The sequence below is a fragment of the Rhodococcus sp. SJ-2 genome, assembly GCF_053750035.1.
Window position 1 is genome coordinate 4,622,550 of record NZ_CM132340.1, and the last position, 20,638, is coordinate 4,643,187.

18 protein-coding genes are annotated in these 20,638 nt (G+C 64.8%); 6 read left to right on the top strand and 12 right to left on the bottom strand.

Annotated elements, in window-relative coordinates:
* Positions 1 to 18: 18 nt before the first annotated feature.
* Together ACSYG9_RS21680 and ACSYG9_RS21685 are read right to left on the bottom strand one after the other, a co-directional pair.
* Entirely contained in the window at positions 19 to 558 is a 540-nt protein-coding gene (locus tag ACSYG9_RS21680) for a carboxymuconolactone decarboxylase family protein (protein WP_440124427.1), read from the bottom strand.
* Entirely contained in the window at positions 555 to 1,145 is a 591-nt protein-coding gene (locus ACSYG9_RS21685; protein WP_169688797.1) for a peroxiredoxin, read from the bottom strand. Before ACSYG9_RS21685 ends, ACSYG9_RS21680 begins: the two co-directional genes overlap by 4 nt.
* Before the next feature lie 176 nt (positions 1,146 to 1,321).
* Here ACSYG9_RS21685 and ACSYG9_RS21690 point away from each other — a divergent pair, with 176 nt between their 5' ends.
* Positions 1,322 to 2,251 carry a LysR substrate-binding domain-containing protein gene (locus tag ACSYG9_RS21690; RefSeq protein WP_440124428.1) on the top strand — a complete coding sequence of 310 codons (930 nt, stop codon included), beginning with the start codon at positions 1,322 to 1,324 and terminating at the stop codon, positions 2,249 to 2,251.
* Between the two features lie 25 nt (positions 2,252 to 2,276).
* Here the strand turns inward: ACSYG9_RS21690 and ACSYG9_RS21695 are convergent, their stop codons facing one another.
* The 4 genes from ACSYG9_RS21695 to ACSYG9_RS21710 form a co-directional block, all read right to left on the bottom strand.
* The gene (locus ACSYG9_RS21695; protein ID WP_440124429.1) at positions 2,277 to 3,050 is read right to left on the bottom strand and encodes a LysR substrate-binding domain-containing protein; all 774 of its coding nucleotides are present in this window, start codon (positions 3,048 to 3,050) and stop codon (positions 2,277 to 2,279) included.
* A gap of 32 nt (positions 3,051 to 3,082) precedes the next feature.
* Positions 3,083 to 5,587, bottom strand: coding sequence for a DUF3516 domain-containing protein (locus tag ACSYG9_RS21700; RefSeq protein WP_440124430.1), 2,505 nt, complete (start codon positions 5,585 to 5,587; stop codon positions 3,083 to 3,085).
* 31 nt (positions 5,588 to 5,618) lie between these two features.
* On the bottom strand, positions 5,619 to 6,656 hold the full coding sequence (locus tag ACSYG9_RS21705; RefSeq protein ID WP_454839879.1) for an alpha/beta fold hydrolase: 1,038 nt from the start codon (positions 6,654 to 6,656) through the stop codon (positions 5,619 to 5,621).
* A gap of 262 nt (positions 6,657 to 6,918) precedes the next feature.
* Positions 6,919 to 7,860, bottom strand: coding sequence for a proteasome assembly chaperone family protein (locus ACSYG9_RS21710; RefSeq protein ID WP_440124432.1), 942 nt, complete (start codon positions 7,858 to 7,860; stop codon positions 6,919 to 6,921).
* A gap of 143 nt (positions 7,861 to 8,003) precedes the next feature.
* Between ACSYG9_RS21710 and ACSYG9_RS21715 the strand changes: the two genes are divergently transcribed.
* The gene (locus ACSYG9_RS21715) at positions 8,004 to 8,747 is read left to right on the top strand and encodes a DUF5642 family protein (RefSeq protein ID WP_454839881.1); all 744 of its coding nucleotides are present in this window, start codon (positions 8,004 to 8,006) and stop codon (positions 8,745 to 8,747) included.
* A 199-nt stretch (positions 8,748 to 8,946) separates the two neighbouring features.
* Positions 8,947 to 10,077, top strand: a complete 1,131-nt coding sequence (locus ACSYG9_RS21720) for a DUF4192 domain-containing protein (protein ID WP_454839883.1) — start codon at positions 8,947 to 8,949, stop codon at positions 10,075 to 10,077.
* Here ACSYG9_RS21720 and galE read toward each other — a convergent pair whose 3' ends face one another.
* Complete coding sequence (galE, locus tag ACSYG9_RS21725) at positions 10,078 to 11,073, bottom strand: UDP-glucose 4-epimerase GalE (RefSeq protein WP_440124435.1); 996 nt, start codon at positions 11,071 to 11,073, stop codon at positions 10,078 to 10,080.
* Positions 11,074 to 11,125: 52 nt separating this feature from the next.
* Entirely contained in the window at positions 11,126 to 11,812 is a 687-nt protein-coding gene (locus tag ACSYG9_RS21730) for an iron dependent repressor, metal binding and dimerization domain protein (protein WP_440124436.1), read from the bottom strand.
* Between the two features lie 103 nt (positions 11,813 to 11,915).
* On the opposite strand from ACSYG9_RS21730, the gene ACSYG9_RS21735 reads away from it, so the two are divergent.
* Both ACSYG9_RS21735 and ACSYG9_RS21740 read left to right on the top strand, forming a co-directional pair.
* A complete protein-coding gene (locus tag ACSYG9_RS21735; protein ID WP_440124437.1) occupies positions 11,916 to 13,187 on the top strand; it encodes an acetoin utilization protein AcuC in 1,272 nt (423 codons plus the stop codon).
* Complete coding sequence (locus tag ACSYG9_RS21740; RefSeq protein ID WP_440124438.1) at positions 13,180 to 15,927, top strand: GNAT family N-acetyltransferase; 2,748 nt, start codon at positions 13,180 to 13,182, stop codon at positions 15,925 to 15,927. The genes ACSYG9_RS21735 and ACSYG9_RS21740 overlap by 8 nt, the downstream gene beginning before the upstream one ends.
* A gap of 81 nt (positions 15,928 to 16,008) precedes the next feature.
* Here ACSYG9_RS21740 and ACSYG9_RS21745 read toward each other — a convergent pair whose 3' ends face one another.
* The 3 genes from ACSYG9_RS21745 to ACSYG9_RS21755 all read right to left on the bottom strand — a co-directional run bounded on the left by ACSYG9_RS21745 (position 16,009) and on the right by ACSYG9_RS21755 (position 19,095).
* Positions 16,009 to 16,971, bottom strand: coding sequence for a sigma-70 family RNA polymerase sigma factor (locus tag ACSYG9_RS21745; RefSeq protein ID WP_169688807.1), 963 nt, complete (start codon positions 16,969 to 16,971; stop codon positions 16,009 to 16,011).
* 180 nt (positions 16,972 to 17,151) lie between these two features.
* Entirely contained in the window at positions 17,152 to 18,630 is a 1,479-nt protein-coding gene (locus ACSYG9_RS21750; RefSeq protein ID WP_440124439.1) for a DUF7782 domain-containing protein, read from the bottom strand.
* Positions 18,631 to 18,735: 105 nt separating this feature from the next.
* Complete coding sequence (locus ACSYG9_RS21755) at positions 18,736 to 19,095, bottom strand: DUF3099 domain-containing protein (protein ID WP_440124440.1); 360 nt, start codon at positions 19,093 to 19,095, stop codon at positions 18,736 to 18,738.
* Between the two features lie 73 nt (positions 19,096 to 19,168).
* Between ACSYG9_RS21755 and ACSYG9_RS21760 the strand changes: the two genes are divergently transcribed.
* The gene (locus tag ACSYG9_RS21760) at positions 19,169 to 19,405 is read left to right on the top strand and encodes a DUF3039 domain-containing protein (protein WP_169688810.1); all 237 of its coding nucleotides are present in this window, start codon (positions 19,169 to 19,171) and stop codon (positions 19,403 to 19,405) included.
* Here the strand turns inward: ACSYG9_RS21760 and ACSYG9_RS21765 are convergent.
* On the bottom strand, positions 19,378 to 20,574 hold the full coding sequence (locus tag ACSYG9_RS21765; protein ID WP_454843017.1) for a YihY/virulence factor BrkB family protein: 1,197 nt from the start codon (positions 20,572 to 20,574) through the stop codon (positions 19,378 to 19,380). The genes ACSYG9_RS21760 and ACSYG9_RS21765 overlap by 28 nt on opposite strands.
* Positions 20,575 to 20,638 lie beyond the last annotated feature (64 nt).

The following is a 20,638-nucleotide window of genomic DNA, read 5'->3' on the forward strand; positions in this document are numbered from 1 at the left end:
TCTCGGTGATGCAGTAGATCAGGCGTTGGCGCCGGCGAGGATCTCGCTGGCGGTGATCGCCTGGGCCACGCCCTGGAGGGTCGCGGCGACCTTGACGGCCTCCCAGACCTGCTCCTTGGTGAGACCCTCCTTGCGGACGACGTTGTCGTGCGCTGCGGTGCAGTCGTGGCATCCGTTGATCGTGGACACTGCCAGCGACCACAGCTCGAAGTCGGACTTCTCCACTCCGGGGCTGCCGATGATGTTCATCCGCAGGCCCATGCGCACCTGGGTGTACTCGTCGCCCAGGAAGCCCTTGGCCCGGTAGGCGACGTTGTTCATGCCCATGATCGACGCTGCGCCGAGCGCGGCGTTGTACGCCTCCGCAGACAGGACGTCGGCGGCTTCCTCCGAGATCTCGGTGAGCACGGTCGCGGACTTGGTCGCGGCCGCGGCGGCGAGGAACGTGCCCCACAGCTGCTGCTCGTTGAGCTCGGTCGAGCGTGCGAGCGAACTCAGGTTGAGCTTGAGGTCCTTCGCGTACTCGGGGAGAGCGTTCTTCAGGTTGTCGACACTCACTGCAGCGCCGCCTTGACGAGCTCACCTGCATTGAGGGTCGGGTCGTTCTTCTTCCAGTTGCACGCGCACAGTTCGTCGGACTGCAGGGCGTCGAGGACTCGGAGGACCTCGTCGACGTTGCGGCCGACGGAACCGGCGGTGACCGACACGAACTGGATCTCGTTGTTCGGGTCGATGATGAAGGTGGCGCGATCGGCAACGCCATCCGAGTTCAGGACGCCGGTGGCCGAGACGAGCTCACGGTTGAGGTCCGAGAGCATCGGGAAGGGGAGGGTCTTGAGATCCTCGTGCTGTGCACGCCACTGGAAGTGCACGAATTCGTTGTCGACGGAGGCGCCGAGGACCTGCGTGTCGCGGTCCGCGAACTCCTCGTTCAGCTTGCCGAACGCGGCGATCTCGGTGGGGCAGATGAAGGTGAAGTCCTTCGGCCAGAAGAAGACGACCTTCCACTTGCCTGCGTAGTCATCGCTGGTGATGGTGGTGAAGTAGTCGTCGGGCTGGGCGGCGTCGACCTGCGACAGGTCGCCGCCGATGAGGGCCTTCAGGTTGAAAGCGGGGAACTGATCGCCGATGGTCAGCAATGCCATTTTCGGTCCTCTCGTTGGTGTCTCGTGAACAAGCGAGTCGATCACGCACACCACGCCCGATGACGTGGGTCTGTGCGCTACCGGACGTTCCCGAGGGATCGTTCTCCGGTACGAGATTCATCCTGCCGGAAAAATTTCAAAAGGTAAAGGTGATGGCTCGCACTATACTGATAGGCGTGTCCGATCAGACTTATCACCCGACCCTGTCACAGCTGCGTGCGTTCGTGGCCGTCGCCACATATAAGCACTTCGGCACGGCCGCAGCGCGTTTGAATGTGAGCCAACCCACACTGTCGCAGGGTCTCGCCTCGCTCGAGAACGGTCTCGGGGTGCAACTGATCGAGAGGAGCACGCGTCGTGTGCTTGTGACCCCCGCGGGCGCGAGACTGCTCGCCCAGGCCAAAGCGATTCTCGACGCCGCGGATGGATTCGTCGCCGCGGCTGCGGGCGTCTCCGACGGGTTCTCGGGCCCGCTGAGGATCGGGCTGATTCCCACGGTTGCGCCCTACTTTCTCCCCGGCCTGTTGCCCGAACTTCGCACGCGCATGCCCAATCTCGCAGTGCACGTGATCGAGGATCAGACGGCCCGGCTCCTCGGTTCGCTCCGTTCGGGCACACTGGACGTCGCAGTGCTCGCTCTGCCGTCCGAAGTGGCGGGAGTCGTGGAGATCCCTTTGTACATCGAGGATTTCATCCTGGTTGTTCCCGCTGATCATCACCTCGCAGGCAGAACCGATCTTCCACTGTCTATCCTCGACGAGCTTCCACTCCTGCTTCTCGACGAAGGTCACTGCCTCCGGAACCAGACCCTGGATCTGTGCCGATCGGTCGATGCCCGGCCTGATGCCGGAGACACACGGGCAACGTCGCTTGCCACTGTCGTGCGGTGCGTCGCAGGTGGTCTCGGCGTTACGCTCGTGCCCGCCTCGGCGGTGCCGGTGGAAACGGCGGGCGGGGACCTGGCCGTGGCCCACTTCGCCGCCCCCGAACCGGGACGCACCGTCGGACTGGTCTTCCGGGCGTCGAGCGCGCGCGCAGACGACTACCGGGCATTGGCAGATGTGTTGCGGTCGCAGGCCCCGCCGCAGTCCCGGGTCATCGGCTGATCGGCTGCGCTGCGGAGAAATCTGATCAGCCGCGTCGGCGGTTGGGACGGCCTGTGTTCTTGCCGCGTCCGGTGGCGCCGCGGCGCGACCTGGGTTTCTTGTCGCCGACAATCTTCCTCGGTTGTGAACCCTGACGCTCGCCGCGACGCTTACCCGAGGCATTGGATGCGGCGTCGGTTCCGGAAGGATCCTGCCTCCCACGGGAACTGTTCGCGGTGCGGCCCCGGACGATACCGACGAACTCGTCTACGTGCTCGGTAGTGCGGTCGGTGAGCCATACGAGACCCACCTGCGACTGAGGGGCATCGGCGACCGGACGATACGTCAGATCCTTACGATGATGCAGACGAGCGAGCGACTGCGGTGTCACGAGTACCCCTACCTCCGACGCGACATGCGATATCGCGTCCTCGGTGGTTGCGGGGCGCTCGAACGCCTCCTCCCCGGGCAGGCTCACCCAATCGAGCACGTCGTCGAGGGGATGCAACACGGTCTCGTCTGCAAGGTCGGACACCGACACCTCGTCGACGACGGCTATCGCGTGCTCCTTCGGCACGACCACCACGGAGGTTTCCGTGTAGAGGGTGATCACCGAAAGTCCGTCACGTTCGAGCGGCAACCGCAGTAGCGCGATGTCCGCCGTCCCGTCCCGCACACACTCCGCCCCCGAGGTCGAATCGACGGGAACCAGCTCGATCGGTACGTCCGGAATCCGTTCCTTCCACACCCGAACCCATTTGGCCGGGGTCACGCCGGGGACGTAGGACAGGCGAAACGCCGCAGCGGGCTCATCGTTCACCGGAACCAGGGTACCGGTCCCGTCCCCCGCTCTCAGCCTTCGACGATCTCGAACTCGTCGAAGACGACCTCACCGGCGGCATCCGACTCGGCGAGGTTGACTTCCCCGATCAGTGCCCAACCGTGATCACCTTGCGGATCCGCAAGCGTCTGGCGCACGCGCCACACTTCGGAGCCCATCTCGGACGAGAACAACAACGGTCCGCGCGCATCGGGGCCGGTGCCGATCTCGTCGTACTCGTCGAAGTAGAGCTCGAGCAGGTCCGACCAGTCTTCCGCGTCGAGGCCGTCACCGAGTTCGGCAAGATCGTTCCAGCGACGTCGTGATGCGAGTTCGACGCGCTTGAACATCGCGTTGCGCACCATCACCCGGAACGCGCGAGTGTTCGCCGAGAGCGGTCGCGGTGTATCGGCACCGAACGCGATCTGCTGATCGTCGGATTCTGCGCCGGGGTTGGTGAGCGACTCCCATTCGTCGAGCAGTGACGAATCGACCTGCCGGATCAGCTCGCCGAGCCACTCCGCGATGTCCTCGAGTTCCTCGGTGCGCGCGGAATCGGGAACTGTCTGCCGCAGCGCCCGGTACGCGTCGGCGAGATACCGGAGTACCAGGCCTTCCGACCGCGCCAGTCCGTAGTGGCTGACCAGCTCCGCGAATGTCATCGCGCGCTCGATCATGTCGCGCACGACGGACTTCGGGGACAAGGGGAACTCGGAGACCCATGGGTGGCCACCACGGTAGGTTTCGAATGCGGGCTCGAGGAGCTCAACGAGGGGCTTGGGCCAGGTGACCTCCTCGAGCAGTTCCATCCGCTCGTCGTACTCGATGCCGTCGGCCTTCATCTCGGCGACCGCTTCGCCACGTGCCGCATGCTGCTGAGCCATCAGGATCTGACGGGGGTTGTCGAGGGTCGATTCGATCACCGACACCACGTCGAGCGCGTACGTGGTCGATTCCATGTCGAGCAGCTCGATCGCAGCCAGTGCAAACGGGGACAGCGGCTGATTCAGTGCGAAGTCGCGTTGCAGATCGACCGTCAGGCGCGCCATGCGTCCGTCTTTATCAGGCTCGTCGAGCTGCTGCACGACCCCTGCCTGCAACAGACCGCGGTACAGCGATATCGCTTTGAGAATGTGTTTTCGTTGCGCGGGCCGCTGTTCGTGATTGTCCTCGAGGAGGTGACGCATCGCGTCGAAGCAGTTGCCGGGTCGCGCAATGACGTTGAGAAGCATCGAGTTGCTCACCGCGAACCGGGACTGCAAGGGCTCCGGCGACGCGGCGATGAGCTTGTCGAAGGTGCCCTGTCCCCAGGATACGAAACCCTCGGGTGCTTTCTTGCGCTGCACCTTGCGTCGTTTCTTGGGATCCTCACCGGCTTTGGCGAGTGCGCGGATGTTCTCGATCTCGTGCTCGGGTGCCTGGACTACGACGCTTCCCATAGTGTCGTAGCCTGCGCGTCCGGCACGCCCCGCGATCTGGTGGAACTCCCGTGCCTTGAGCTGCCGCGTGCGGGTGCCGTCGTACTTGGTCAGCCCTGTCAGCAGAACCGTGCGGATCGGCACGTTGATGCCGACGCCGAGAGTGTCGGTGCCGCAGATCACCTTGAGGAGGCCGTCCTGCGCGAGCTTCTCGATCAATCGCCGGTACTTGGGCAGCATGCCCGCGTGGTGAACGCCGATTCCGTGCCGGACCAACCGTGAGAGTGTCTTGCCGAAACCGGTGGTGAACCGGAATCCGCCCAGGGCATCGGCGATGGCTGATTTCTCGTCCTTGGAACACATGTTGACGCTGGTGAGGGCTTGTGCCCGCTCGAGTGCGGCGGCCTGTGTGAAGTGCACCACGTAGACCGGGGCCTGATGGGTGGAGACCAGTTCTTCGATGGCCTCGCCGATCGGTACCTGAGAGTACGAGAAGGTCAGGGGAACAGGGCGTTCCGAACCCGAAACTTCAACGGTGGGCCGCCCGGTTCGCCGCGTGAGATCGTTCTTCAGGAACGTGACGTCGCCGAGTGTCGCCGACATGAGCAGGAACTGCGCATTCGGAAGTTCGACGAGCGGTACCTGCCATGCCCAGCCGCGTTCGGGCTCCGAATAGAAATGGAACTCGTCCATGACCACCTGGCCGATGTCGGAGTTCGCTCCCTCGCGCAACGCGAGATTGGCGACGATCTCGGCGGTCGCGCAGATGATCGGAGCTCCAGCGTTGACGGACGCGTCGCCGGTCATCATCCCGACGAGGTCGGCACCGAACACATCGCACAATGCGAAGAACTTCTCGCTCACGAGCGCCTTGATCGGTGCGGTGTAGAAGGTCCGCTTTCCGGTGGCCAATGCGTGGAAATGAGCGCCGAGCGCGACCATCGACTTCCCCGAGCCGGTGGGGGTCGCAAGGATCACGTTGGCGCCGGAGACGAGCTCCATCAACGCTTCCTCCTGCGCCGGATAGAGCGTGATACCCCGGTCCGTCGTCCAGGAGGTGAACGCGTCGAAAAGGGAGTCGTCGTCGACAGTGTCGGGTATCAGATCCGGAAGCAGCACCGTTCCAGGCTAGTCGGAACGCCGGCCGGCTCTACGTCGCGCTGCGTTCGTCCGATCCCATTGCGCCGAGGACGGCTGTGCGTGTCGCCGGGCCACCGGTGATGCGGGATTCGCGCAGTCCCGTGAGCAGCAGCTGCCGCCACTGCTCCTCGTCGAACTTCAGCGGCGTTGTGGAATCGAGGAAGTCCTCGATCACCCGCAGGAACCGGATCGGGTCGTCTCGGAACGGAAAATGCCCCGAACCGTGGAATATCTCGAGTCGCGACCCGGGCATGGCCGAGTGCGCGAGGTGTGCGTGTCCGACGGGGATCACACCATCTTGATCACCCCAGATCAACTGCACCGGGACATCCTCGGTGAGATAGCAACGATCGAGCATCGTCACCACCTGACCACGCCAGTCGACCACCGCACGCAAAGTGCGCAGATATGCCTCGTATGCGGTCGGGTCCGGCAGACCGGACAGGATCCGCACGAGATCGCTCGTGTCGTGGAGTAGAGCTCCGGGCCGTAGCGGCGAGCCGTGGATATGACCGAGGACGGTGCCCACGATCCTGACCGCCGGCACTGCCCCGGGAATTCTGAGCAGTCTGAGTAGTTCACTCACCCCGGGCAGGGACGCGAGCCGCAGTGCCGGATGGACGTCCTTGGTTACGCCACCGGACGACACGAGCACGAGCCGTTCCACCATCTCGGGAAACTGGTAGCCGAACTGCATTGCAACCCCGCCACCGAGGGAGTGACCGATGATCGTGGCCCGTTCGACACCGAGAACCGAGAGCAGGTCGCGAATACCGTTGGCGTATGCGGCGACGGAATAGTCGGCGCGAGGCTTGTCGGAACGGCCGTGGCCGAGCAGGTCGGGGGCGATGACCGTGTACTTCTTCGCAAGATGGGGAATGACGTCGAGCCAGGTGGACGAATTGTCGCCGATACCGTGGATCAACACCAGGGCCGGACCGTTGCCTGCGAGGTGGAAGGCGCGCCGGTATCCGTGAACGGTCCGGAAGACCATCCGTGGTTCCGTATCGGGAACCGGGCGCAATGTACGCGGTCGCGATGTAGCCATCAGTCTCTCCTGCCGTGTCCACGGGTTGCAGCCGGCCGGTCTCCGATCTGGCTCGGGAGTTGATCCTTGCTTGCCTACCCTTGCATGCCGGGCGAGCATACTTTCTGTATGTGACGTCGGCAATGAGGATCGTGACCGGTATGTAACGCGGCTGCAGCGCTACCGAGCCGTACCCGAACCGGCCGTACCGAATTCCTACCGAGTCGATTCCTATCGAGTCGATTCCTGCAGAGTCTCGGAGCCGCAGGTCAGGACTCGCAGGTCAGGACTCGGAGTCCGTGTCACCGTCCTTGCGCTCGTACTCGGCGAGGAATCGTTCGAACTCGGCCCCCAGCTCGTCCCCGCTGGGCAGGCTTTCATCGGTCGGCAGGGGAGTGGACTGCTGCTCCTGGGCAGCCACGTAGCTGTCGTACTGGCGTTCGAGCGCGCGCACGACGGACAGCACCTCCTCGTTGCCTTCGATGTGCTCGTCGACCTGCTCGCGAACGCGCGCGGCAGCCTCCCCCAACGCTCCGAGCGGAAGATCGAGATTCCCGACCTCCGCGACGTTGATCAACAGCGACTCGGCGGCAGCGGGGTAGTCGGTCTGCGCCAGATAGTGCGGAACATGCACCGAGAATCCGACAGCCTCGTGTCCGTGCTGAGCCATCCTGAACTCGAGCAAAGACGACGCGCCCGCCGGAACCTGCAGCTGACCGGACCACCGGTGATGATCAGCGATGAGATCCTTGTTCGTCGAATGGGCGGTCACACCCAGCGGGCGGGTGTGGGGAATCGCCATGGGTATCGAATTCAGGCCGATCGTGCGTCGGACCCCGAATCGCTCCGCCAGAATGCGGAGCGCCGTGATGAAGCGCTCCCATTTCAGGTCCGGCTCGGTACCTGCGAGCAACAGGAACGGAGTGCCCGCATTGTCGACGAGCGCATACAGGTTGAGTTCGGGTGCCGCGTACTCGGAGAAGTGATCTGATTCGAACGTCATCATGGGCCGCCGCGAACGGTAGTCGACAAGTTCATCGATGGCGAAGGAAGCGACGACCTCCGTCTCGAGCTGCTCCCGGAGGTGGGTGGTGGCCAGATGCACAGCGTGTCCCGCATCGGAGAAGCCCTCCAGCCCGTGCACCAACACGGGCCCTTGCCCGTCGGCCGAGGTCAATCGAGGCGCGGGAAACTCCAGCTCGTACATCCGGGACTGTTCGTCCATTTCCGAACCACTCCGATCACGTCGTCATAGCCTTCTGCCCGGTGGCGCACCGGCGTGGCATGGTGGTGTTCGAGTCTAATTGAACCGAGAACAGCGCTCGACGGGGTGTTCTGCCCCGATGAACGGGAACAGCGGAGGTTCGGGTGGCCGTGAACGCAGTTCGTCGGCGGCGCGACCGGTACGTCGGTCGCGTGGTCATGTGCGCGGCGCTGATCGCCACCGCGGCAGGGTGCTCGACGACGGTGGCAGGCACCGCGATGCCCGAAACCGCCTCGCGGGCGATCGACGTGTCCGGGATCTCCGACCCCGCGCTGGACCGGTCCTTGCCTACTGCGCTTCTGCTGCCCCCGGGGGAGTTCCCCGCCTCGTACCGGGCGGTGACGCTGCCTCCCTCTGCAGTGGCGCAGGCCGCACCGGACCTGGCAGGGATCCCTGTCGGCGCGAAGGTGGAACCGCCCGGCTGTCTCCCGCTCCCGCAGAATTACGGCCCCGACGGAACCGCGATGGCCGTGGGAACCTCCGAGGACGGACGGGCCACCATCAGTGTCGAGGTGGTCGTTCCGGCACCCGAACTCCCCGAACTGAGGAAGCACCTCGGAGAGTGCGGCGAGGTCGATGCCACTCACAGGGGGGTGACCGCCACCGTCACCACCGTCGCCGCGCCGAAACCGCTTCCGCCGATGGGGGGCGTCCGGACCCTCGCGTACACACGCACGGTGGTTTCGGGAGACGATCGCCAGCTGATCCAGTCGATGGAGACCCGTGGTGCCCAGCTCGGAGATGCCAGGGTCCTGGTGACCTATATGACCTTCGACCGGCGTGAGGTCGACCGCGATGCCCTGGACATCGTCTTCCACAATGCAGTGGTGCATGCCTTCGGAGGTTGAGCGAGGTGCTTCGTGAAGGGCGTTGCGGACTTCTCGCGGCCGGACCTTAACAGTCTGCGATGACACTGCCTGCTGTGTCATCGCCTGGCACGAGGTTGCGCTGCCCGGATTGTCCACAACCGCCTCATCCATCCACAGATTTGCGGATTCCACGTCCGAGGCCCGATTTCGGTCGCCGCGACCATGGATCGTGCTGGGCATGACCGCATCGACCTCATCCTCGCAGCCACTGCATCTGTCGGACATCGGCGAACTGCTCGCAGCGGTGCCCGCCATGCTCGGCTTCCATCCGGCGCGCTCGATTCTCGTATTGAGCCTCTCTCCTGCACAGCGATCACCCAACAGCGATGGGAGAAGCGACGCGATCGGCGCCGTCATGCGACACGACCTCCTGCTTCCACGGACCGACGAACCGATTCCTGCACCGATGAGCGCCGCATTCGAGCGGTTCTGCACGGTTTGCGTCCGCGAAGGGGCACGCGCCGTACTGGTGGTGCTCGTCGACGACAGGCTCGACCATCCCCACTGCCCTGGGTCCGCTGCCGCATTGCGTCTGGTCGAGGAATTCGCCGAAGAACTCGCACTGTCCGGCATCGAAGTGGCCGGAGTGCATGCCACCCCCGAAATCGCCCGTGGACGCGTGTGGTTCACGCCTGAAGGCAATGTGAACGGGACGATCCCCGATCCCGAGAGTTCGGTGGTTGCTGCCACACGAGTTTTCGGTGGGAGTCCGATCCGGCGGTCGCGGGACGAACTCGACGCACTGCTTGCTCCGTCCTCGCAGGAGCATCGCAGGCGAGTAGGTCAATGCATCGACGATGTGATCGATGCCCGCGACCTGGCGTACGAGCGCGCTGCACGCGCCGGCGGCTCCGCCCGTGCAGACCGAATGGAACTCGAAACACTGCTCGGCCATCTCGCGGCATTCGGTGACGGAGGGCAACTCCGCGCCCAGGAATGCGCCGAAGTGGCCGTACTCCTTGCGAATCCGACGGTTCGTGACGCGACCCTCGCATTGGCGGCGGGGACGCAGGCGCGAATTGCCGAGCGTATGTGGGTCGAGCTTGCTCGTGCATTGCCGGATCCGGAACGAGCCGACGCTGCTGCACTCGTCGCCTTCAGTGCCTACGTACGAGGCGACGGTGCGTTCGCGGGCGTTGCGCTCGGGGTGGCCCTGGAATCGAACCCGCGACACCGTCTTTCGGATCTCCTCGACCAGGCGTTGCAGGCCGGGCTGCGTCCCGAAGCCGTTCGTGGTCTTGCCGACACCGGTTACGAGATCGCTGCTCGACTGGGCGTGGTGCTGCCCTCGCCCGGGCCGCCGGAATGATCAAGTACGGGCGGCGTGCGCGCGATCACCGAGGTGCCGCATGAATTCCCAGGCATCCGCGACGATCTCGTCGAGGTCTGTGTGCTCAGGTTTCCAGCCGAGTTCGTCGATCGCGCGCGCACTCGAGGCAATCAGCACGGCAGGATCCCCGGCGCGTCGTGGTGCATCGGCAGCGGCGATCGGAAGTCCGGTGATCCGCTCGCACGACGAAATGACCTCGCGCACGGTGAAGCCCTCACCGCTGCCGAGGTTGTAGATGCGATGAGCTCCCGCAGTTGCCTTCGACAGCGCCAGCACGTGTGCGTCGGCAAGGTCCTTGACATGGATGTAGTCGCGGATGGCGGTGCCGTCCTTGGTCGGCCAATCCGTGCCGAACACCGAGATGCGCTCGCGTTGCCCAAGGGCGACTTGCAGGACGAGCGGGATCAGGTGTGTCTCGACGACACGATTCTCCCCGGCGCCCCGGTATGCGCCGGCCACATTGAAGTAGCGCAGACTGGTCGCGGCGATCCCGTGTGCGTGGGCGTACGAGGAGATTGCGTGATCGATCGCGAGTTTGGAGGCACCGTACGGATTCGTGGGCCGGGTGGGTGCATCCTCGGTGATCGGTACCTGCTCGGGCTCACCGTAGGTCGCTGCGGTGGACGAGAAGACAAGCCGCGGCGTGCCCGACAATCGCATCGCTTCGAGCAGTGCGAGTGTGCATACGACGTTGCCTTGCCAGTACTTCTCCGGGAACTCGACCGATTCTCCTACGAGCGATTGCGCACCGAAATGGAGAACGCCGTCGAATCGGGGTGAACTACCTCGGGAGCCCAGTATCTCCGCGGCAACATCGGCGATATCACCGTGAACGAACTCGGCGCCCGACGGCACGGCGTCGGCGTTACCGGTGGACAGATCGTCGACGACGACCACGTCGTGGCCGCGCTCGAGCAACACAGTGCTGCATACGCTGCCCACATAACCGGCGCCGCCGGTCACCAGAAGTTTCACGCTGGGTCTCCTCTTCCACCGGCCCACCGGGCCCGGTGGAAGAGGCCCGGCATCAGACCTGCTTCACCTGCACGGCATGGGCCATCTCGTCGGAAAGCTCGAATGTGCTGTGGCCGGTGACGGTGATCATCACCGAACCCGGACGCGTCTCGACTGTAACGCGTGCGTCGGGCACGACGCCCGCCTCACGCAGGCGAGCGATCACGTCTGGATCCGACTGGACGTACTCGGCGAGTCTGCGCACCACGACCGCGGTGGGCTGCCCGCTCGGAATCTCCGTCAGACGGACCAGTTTCTCGTCCGAGACGGCGGCCTTGTCGAGACCCAGTTCTGCGAGCCCGGGGATCGGGTTGCCGTACGGCGAAGTGGTCGGATTGTTCAGTACTTCGACGAGTCGGCGTTCCACCTCCTCGCTCATCACGTGTTCCCAGCGGCACGCCTCGGCGTGCACATTCTCCCAGTCGAGCCCAATCACATCGACGAGCAACCGCTCTGCGAGGCGGTGCTTACGCATGACGGACACGGCGAGATCCCGTCCCTTCTCCGTCAACTGCAGATGGCGATCGCCCGCGACGCGCAGCAATCCGTCGCGTTCCATGCGGGCGACGGTCTGGCTGACCGTCGGACCGCTCTGTTCGAGGCGTTCGGCAATGCGTGCCCGCAGGGGCACCACACCTTCCTCCTCCAAGTCGTAGATCGTCCGGAGATACATCTCCGTTGTATCGACCAGGTCCTTCACTCTCACACCCCTTCGTCTGCGCCCGATTCTAACCGTGGCGTTCAGGTGGTGGGTGAGGTCCGATGCTCGCGTGACCCGAGGCGGGCAAGTAGCGTCTGTGTTCATGACCACGAGCTCCACCGCGGCAGGCGGTTCGACACATCTGGGCGGCGACCGTGTGGTGGTCTGGAGCCCCGATTACCTCGACTATCGGTGGGGTCCGAGCCATCCGATGAACCCGACCCGGCTCGACCTGACGATGGCGCTCTCACACAGCATCGGGCTGCTCGAGGGCGTCGAAACGGTGCGTCCGGACCCTGCGGACGATGCAGATCTCCTGCGCATCCACACCTCCGGCTATGTCGATGCTGTCAAGAAGGCCGGGTCGGCGCCCGCCGGATCGGAACCTCCGGCTGATACACCGCACGGTTTGGGCACCGACGACAATCCCATCTTCCCCAAGATGCATGAGGCGAGCGCCACACTGGCGGGCGGCACGCTGGCCGCTGCCCGGGAGATCGCCTCCGGCCGGACCCGCAGAGCGGTGAGTATCGGCGGGGGCATGCACCACGCGATGGCCGACTGGGCCGCCGGATTCTGTGTCTACAACGATGCGGCGATCGCCATCTCGTGGTTGCTCGATCAAGGTTACGACCGCATCGCCTATGTCGATGTGGATGCTCACCACGGCGATGGGGTCCAGCACGCATTCCTGGACGACCCGCGTGTGCTGACTGTCTCGATTCATCAGCATCCCGCGACCCTGTGGCCGAACACCGGTTGGTCGAGTGAGGTCGGGGCCGGTGCCGCCGAAGGTACCGCCATCAATCTTCCTGTACTACCCGGCACGGTCGATTCCTTGTGGTTGCGGGCGTTCCAGGCCGTCGTGCCCGGCGCGATCGCCGCCTTCCGCCCTCAGATCCTCATCAGTCAGTGCGGGGCCGACAGTCACCGCGAAGACCCGCTGGCCGATCTGTCGCTCACCGTCGACGGGCAACGTGCGTCGTATCTCGCAATGCGCGATCTCGCTGACCGGTACTGCGAGGGACGCTGGCTTGCATTGGGCGGGGGAGGATACGGCCTGGTCCGGGTTGTACCGCGTTCGTGGACACACCTGATCGCCGCGGCACTCGATCGTGAGATCGACCTCACCGCAAAGGTTCCCGACGACTGGCGCGATCGTGTCGGCGCCATGGCACCCGGAGTCGACCTTCCCACTGAAATGGGCGAAGGGGCCGACCTGTCGTATCTGGCGTGGGACGGTCCCGGTGGTACACCCGAAACCGGCGTTGCGTCACTCGATCGCGCGCTGACCCGAATCGATTCGGCGATCATCGCTACGCGCCGCGCATGCTTCCCGCTTCTCGGACTGGACCCGGAGGACCCTCGTGACTGACTCGGAGAGCACGCAGGCACATGCGGGAGATGAAGCGCCTCGCACGCCCGATGCGACTGCCGACCCCGAGCGCGAACGGGCACTCGCGGTCGCGCGTGATTATCCTCGCCACTGGGTTGCCGATGTGCTGGCTTCCGATGGCGGTGTCGTCCATCTACGGCCGATCGTTCCGGAAGACGCCGACAAGATCGTCGAATTCCACGGCAAGTTGTCCGAACGGACGCGGTATCTCCGATACTTCGGACCGTACCCGACGATCTCGAAGCGCGACCTGTTCAATTTCACCGTTGTCGACCATCGCAAGCGGGTGGCGTTCGTGGCGATGCTCGGAGACGAGATCATCGCAGTCGGTCGCTACGAAGGACTGTCGTCCGAGGGGGACGGTCTGTCCGCCGAAGTCGCATTCACCGTGTCGGACTCGCATCAAGGTCGCGGGTTGGGGCCCATTCTGCTCGAACACCTCGCCGGTGCTGCCGCGGAGAACGGACTCCGTCGTTTCGTTGCGGAGGTCCTCGCAGAGAACCGCCACATGATCTCGGTGTTCCGTGAGGCCGGGTATCAGGTCAGCCGCAGTTTCGAGGGCGGTGTGGTGCGGTTGGAGTTCGACATCGACCCCACTGAGGCACTCGTCTCGGTGCGCAATGCACGTGAGCGTGCCGCTGAGGCTCGTAGCGTCCGCAACATCTTGAGTCCGGGAAGCGTCGCGGTGATCGGTGCGTCCACCGACAGCCGAAAAGTCGGCAACGCCGTCTTGGTGAACATGCTGCGCAGCGGATTCACCGGACCGGTCTATCCGGTCAACGCCGAGCACCGGTCGGTGCGGGGAGTGCGAGCCTACCCGACAGTGCGCGACATCCCGGACGAGATCGACCTTGCGATCGCCGCGGTTCCCGCCGAATCGATCGACGCGGTCCTCGACGACTGTCTCGCGAAAGGCGTCAAAGCACTACTCGTCGTGTCGTCCGGATTCGGCGAGACCGGGCCCGAGGGACGCGACGCGGAGCGCCGCCTGGCGCATGCCGCGCGTGCGCACGGGATGCGATTGATCGGGCCGAACGCCCTCGGAGTTGCCAACAACGATCCGGCGTTCCGGCTGAATGCGACGCTCGCCCCCATACTGCCCGCCGCGGGCAATGTCGGGTTCTTCTGTCAGTCGGGTGCGTTGGGCATCGCGATTCTCGACGAAGCCGCCAAGACCGGAGTGGGCCTGTCCTCGTTCGTGTCTGCGGGAAACCGTGCCGACCTGTCGGGCAACGACCTGTTGCAGTACTGGGACACAGACCCCGCTACCGAGGTGGTACTCCTCTACCTCGAGAGCTTCGGCAACCCCCGTAAGTTCTCGCGCATCGCCCGCCGGGTCGCGCGAAGCAAACCGATCGTGGCGGTCAAATCCGGTCGACATGCGGTACCTCCGGTACTCGAGGCCCGCACAGGGGAGATGGATGACGCAATTGTGCGTCATTTGTTCGAGCAGGCCGGCGTCGTTCAGGTCGAATCCATTGCGCAACTGTTCGATTCGGCGTTGTTGTTCAGCTATCAGCCGCTGCCTGCCGGACCGCGGGTCGCGGTGGTGGGTAATTCGACAGCGCTCGGGGTGCTCGCCGTGGATGCGGCGAGAGGGCAGGGCCTCAAGCCCGCCGACGCAGTGGATCTCGGCGCGCAGGCGACCCCGGAAGGGTTCGCGGAAGCGGTGGCACAGGCGCTCGGGACACCCGAGATCGATGCGGTCATCGCCGTGTTCGTTCCCCCGGTTGCGGTGACGGTCGAGCCCTACGCACAAGCACTGCGCGATGCGGTGGCAGGTGCGGAGAAGCCGGTGGTCACGACATTCCTTGCGACCGAGGGCATCCCCGACGTTCTCGCGGTCCGAGATGAGGACGGCAACCCGGCGAGGGGATCGGTGCCCTCGTACCCGGGGCCGGAACGGGCTGCGACAGCTCTTGCACGTGCGTGGCGGTACGCCAAGTGGCGGTCTCGCCCCCAATCACAGGTTGTCCGTCCCGCAGGGATCGACCCGGAGCGGGCCCGTGCCCTCGTCGACAGCTGGCTCGACACCACGCCCGGCGGTCGCTACCTGTCCGACACCGAGACCGCGTTGCTGCTCTCGTGCTACGGCGTGCATATCGCCACGTTCCGGTCGGTGACCACCGAGGACGAAGCGATCGAAGCAGCCCACGAGATCGGTTTCCCGGTGGCAGTCAAGGCGACCGGGGCGCAATGGCGACACCGGCCCGATCTGACCGGGGTCCGGCTCGATCTCGTCGACGCCGATTCGGTTCGTATCGCGTACCGGGACCTCGCTGCGGTGTCCGGGGAGCCGCTGCTTCATGTGCAGAAGATGGCGACCAAGGGCATCGGATGCGCGATTCGGGTACAGGACGACCCCTCGTTCGGTTCTTTGATCTCCTTCGGCGTCGCAGGCGTGATCTCCGACCTGCTGGGTGACCGCGCTTACCAGGTGTTGCCTCTGACCGAGGACGAGGCCGTCGAACTGATCGACGCACCCAAGGCAGCGCCGCTGCTGACCGGCTACCGCAATGCTGCACCGGCCAATCGCGCCGCGCTCGTCGATATCGTCCAGCGCATTTCTGCGCTCGCCGACGACCTACCCGAGGTCCGTGAGCTCGTATGCGAACCGGTGCTGGCGTCGCCGGTCGGTGCTGAGCTCACCGACGCGCACTTGCGGATCGGCCCGGAATCGCAACATCCTCTCGACCTGGGACCGCGCCGGTTGCGGTAAGCGAACCGAGCAACCCGCCGACAGCACGATCCCCGAGAACCCAGCCCGGCTCTCGGGGATCGCTGAAGCTGACGCGCCCGGTCAGCTTGCGTAGGCGCGGAGGCGTTCGGCACGCTCGCCCTCGCGGAGTTTGCCCATCACTTCACGCTCGATCTGCCGTACGCGCTCGCGCGAGAGACCGAACAACTTGCCGATCTGGTCGAGAGTGCGCGGCTGGCCGTCGTCCAGCCCGTACCGGAGCCGGATGACCTGCTGCTCCCTCTCGTCGAGAGTTCCGAGAACGCTACGGACATCACTGTGCAGGAGTCCGGCGATCACGGCGGTCTCGGCGGAGGTCGCCTCGGCGTCCTCGATGAAGTCGCCCAGAGGCGCTTCTTCGTCGCTCCCGACCGGCATGTCCAGGCTCACCGGGTCGCGGCTGTGGTCGAGCAGATCAGCGATCTTCGCGACCGGAATGCCGGATTCTTCCGAGAGTTCTTCGTCGGTGGCCTCGCGTCCGAGCTGCTGGTGCAGTTCCCGCTTGATCCTGGCGAGCTTGTTGACCTGCTCGACGAGATGGACCGGAAGCCGGATGGTGCGGCTCTGATCGGCCATACCGCGGGTGATTGCCTGACGGATCCACCACGTGGCGTAGGTCGAGAACTTGAAGCCCTTCGCGTAGTCGAACTTCTCCATTGCCCGGATAAGACCGAGGTTGCCTTCCTGGATCAGATCGAGCAGGGGCATGCCGCGTCCGGTGTAGCGCTTGGCCAGCGACACCACGAGCCGCAAGTTCGCCTCGAGTAGATGACTACGAGCTGCCTGGCCTTCGCGTACGACGATCGCAAGGTCGCGCTTCTTTGCAGGTGAGAGACGCTTCTTGGTCTCGAGCACGTGCTTGGCATAAAGGCCGGCCTCGATCCGCTTTGCCAGTTCTACCTCGTCCGCTGCGGTCAGCAATGCCGTCTTTCCGATGCCGTTCAGGTAAACGCGCACAAGATCGGCGGCGGGACTTTGATTGTCGAGGTCGGAATTGACTCGAGCGGTTGTTGCGGGGCGTGCCATGACGTGCCTCCTCATCGGTGGTGTCTCACAGGGTTCAACGCTCGGGTCACCTGGGAAAGTTCCCACCGGTTTCCGAACCGCAGTGCTGCGACCTGCGTAAACCTGGTAGCTCGTCTGAGAAGTTGCTGAGAGATCGGGGGAGGGGCGTCGTCGCGGGAACTGTGCCCCGCCTGCTCGGATCTATACCGGCGTGACGAGACCGTGACGGATGAGCCCCTGCATCAGGGGTACCGCCATTGCCGCCAGCTCGTCCTCCTCCTCGCCGTGGGCCGCGGCGAGCAGCGAGACCAGATCGCCCAGACAGAGGCCGTCGGAACGCAGACCGCCGAGTAAGGCGGCTGCCAGGTCGTCCAGCTCGTGCTGCCACGCGGGGCCGCCCCCGCGATGCACTCGGGTGACAACCTGGTTCCAGCCTTCCTCGCCGGGGAGGAAGACGCGCTCGAGTGCGGTGTCGTCGCGCACTCGGAACCGAGATTCGAGGACATCGTGGTCGCGCAACCATTGGAGGCGTGCGAAATAGTCGATCGATTCGGGCCCGAGCGCATCGGTGAAGGCATGACGCAGGTCCTCGGCCAGCACATCCGACGGCTCATCCGTGCGACGCAGATAGACGAACCCGAAGCCGACACCCTCGACACGGTTGCGTGCGAAGTGGTCGAACCACTCCTCGGCGCGTCCCGCGACTGCCGGGTCGCGCTGGTCGGCGTCGCCATCGCGGAGCCAGGTCCCTATGTACAGAGCCGGATCGGCCACATCACGCTGCACGATCCATGCATCCACACCGTGGGCGGGTAACCACGACGCGACGCGTGCTCGCCAGTCCTGGCCCTCGATATGAACCCACGACGCCAGGATGGACGCGGTCCCTCCTGGATTCAGGTGGTCGACGCTCTGCGAGATCATCAGCTTGCTCGCGCCGTCGAGATCGAGACCGGAATCACGGTAGCTGTGCTCGACCTGGCCGCTGCTCACCACGAACGGGGGGTTCGCGACGATCCGGTCGAAGCGGCGGCCGGCAACGGGCTCGAACCACGAGCCTTCGAGAAGTTCGAGGTCCACTTCGTTCAGCGCGGCGGAGGCCGCGGCCAGTGTCAGGCAGCGCGGTGTGATGTCGGTCGCGGTCACCGTGTCGGCGTACTCGGCCGCGTGGATTGCCTGGACACCGCATCCGGTGCCGAGATCGAGTACGGAACCCACAGGGTCGGTGGGAGTGGCCTGCAACAACGACAGCGATGCCTGCCCGACGCCCAGCACATGATCAGGACGAGTAGGGCTGGGTCGAAGCGCACCGTCGAGGTCCGACAGAACCCAGAGGTTGCCCCCGCCCGCATCCAGCGGCCGCAGATCCAGCGCAGACCGCACACCGTTCGCGTCACGTTCGAGCAGACCGGCGGCGATCGCGTCGTCGAGATTCAGAGGTGCAAGTGCCGCGGCGACCTGGTCGGCAGAGCAGGTGTCCTGCAACAGGAGCAGCCGCACGAGCACACCGAGATCACCCGCGTCGCGCGAGGCGCGACGTGCGGCGACCGGTTCGCTGCGCCCCAACGCGGCGTGAGCTTCCGCGCCCAGGAGTTCACGCACGCTGTCGATGTCGTAGCGACACCGGATCAACGCAGTACGGAGGGAAGGGCAGATCGACAGAAGCAGGTCGGGGTCCACGGAAGCATTCTCGCAGCCGTGTGTACAGGTGGACCCGGTGCCCACCCCCCCGTGCCGAAGTCCGTGGTGTCTGTGCGTGCGTCGAACATCGGCCGGCCGGTCCGGTCAGCCGTCGATGACGCGATGCTCGGATCGCTCGAGCGCCGCAAGTTCCCTGTGCCGGCTGTCCCAGCGGCTCGGCTCATCCTTGCGTCGCGGCGGCCGGTCGTTCGCGATGAGTACCGCGATCCACGGCAGGGGGATCGAGAGGCCGATGATCGCCATCGCGATCCACGGGTTCGCCCATACGCCGTAGGAGACGGCTGCCAAGATCAGGGCGGGGATGCGGAAAGCCATCAATGTCATGTACTTACGGACCCGCGCTCGGTGCTGGTCCTCGAGAGACGCCTCCGCCTCCGTGATCAGGACCGGGTTATCGGGCGATCCGCTCTCGTGGGATCCGCCGAAACCAGGTGTTCGTGCCATATCTACTACTTTCCCACGCCCGTAGATCGAATGCACATACCGGTCCGGGGGTGCGGTGCGGCATCATGGACACGTGAGCACGGATATCAAGGAACGGCCGGATACCACCACCGACGAAACCACCAGCGACGACACTCCCAAGTTCTTCCATTACGTGAAGAAGGACAAGATCGCGGAGAGCGCCGTCATGGGGACACACGTTGTTGCACTGTGTGGTGAGGTCTTCCCGGTGACCATGTCGCCGAAGCCTGGTTCGCCGGTGTGCCCCGAGTGCAAGAAGGTCTACGAGGGCCTGCGCAAGGGCGACTGAGGAAGTCGGGTCAGGGAATCGCGCTCCACTGACTCGGGTTCTCGCGGCGAAACCGGACCATCATCGGCCGAGGTGATCGATGCCTCCTCGGCCGTTTCGTCGTGCCTGGATCCTCTCGAGAGGTCCGGCCTGTCGATCGGGCATGCGTCGGGCCCACCTTCGTCGGACGGACACGCGTCGTCGTAGCCGGGCAGTTGATCGGAACGGAGAAGATCGGTGAGCCGGATGGGGCTCGCCATCGTGATCCGTCGTGTCAGGTTGGTGACCGGACCCTCTCCGGGTGACGGCTGCTTGTCGGCTTGCTCGGCGAGCCACACACGCCACTGTTCGATCCGTGTTGCTCGCGCGGGCCACATCTCCTGGATCGTGGCATTGAATTCGGCACCGATCACCACCGCGAAGCCGAGGAAGAATGTGAACAGCAGGAACGCAATGGGCGCGGCCAGCGCGCCGTAGGTGTACCCGTGTTCGGCAATCCAGGTCAGGTACCTGCGTAGTCCCGCGCTCGCGAGAATGAAGAACGCTCCCGCGAGTACTGCTCCGCCGAGCAGACGATGCCACGGCAGAGTCTTCGGCAAGGCCACTTTGTACAGAGTTGTCAGGGCAATGAGCAGGAGCAGACCGACAGCCGGGTAGTAGAAGGTGTCGACAAGCTGCGAACCCACCGAGTACCACGACTGGGGTAGTAATCGGCCGATCATCGTCGGCCCCAGTGCCACCAAGGGCAACGTGATGACCGCCAGGATGAGAAACATCACGTACAGCAGCAGGCCGAACACCCGCTGCCAGACCGGGTGGCGATGGTCCTGTTGCCCATGCGCCTCGACGATCGAATCGACGAACGTGGAGATGGCCGAAGATCCTGCCCACAGCGACAGGAGAAAGCCCAGCGACATCACATCCGCACGTCCACGGTTGAGCACGTCGTAGACGGTCGGCGCGATGATCTCGTCGACAACGCTGTCGCTGAATGCCGTGCGTGTGAACGTGACGATCTTGGACACGATGATGTTGGGAATGTCGGGTCCGAACCATCCGCCCACGTAACCGAGGCTGCCGAGCAGTCCCAGGAGTAGCGGGGGGAGTGACAGGGTCTGCCAGAACGCGGCTGTCGCGGCCTTGCTGAAGATCGAGTGATTCCACGCGGATTGCGCGGTGTGACCGAACACCCGACCGCACGCCCGTACCGCGCGCCCGATACGGCGCGGTCCGGGCACGTGGGGCACAGCTGTG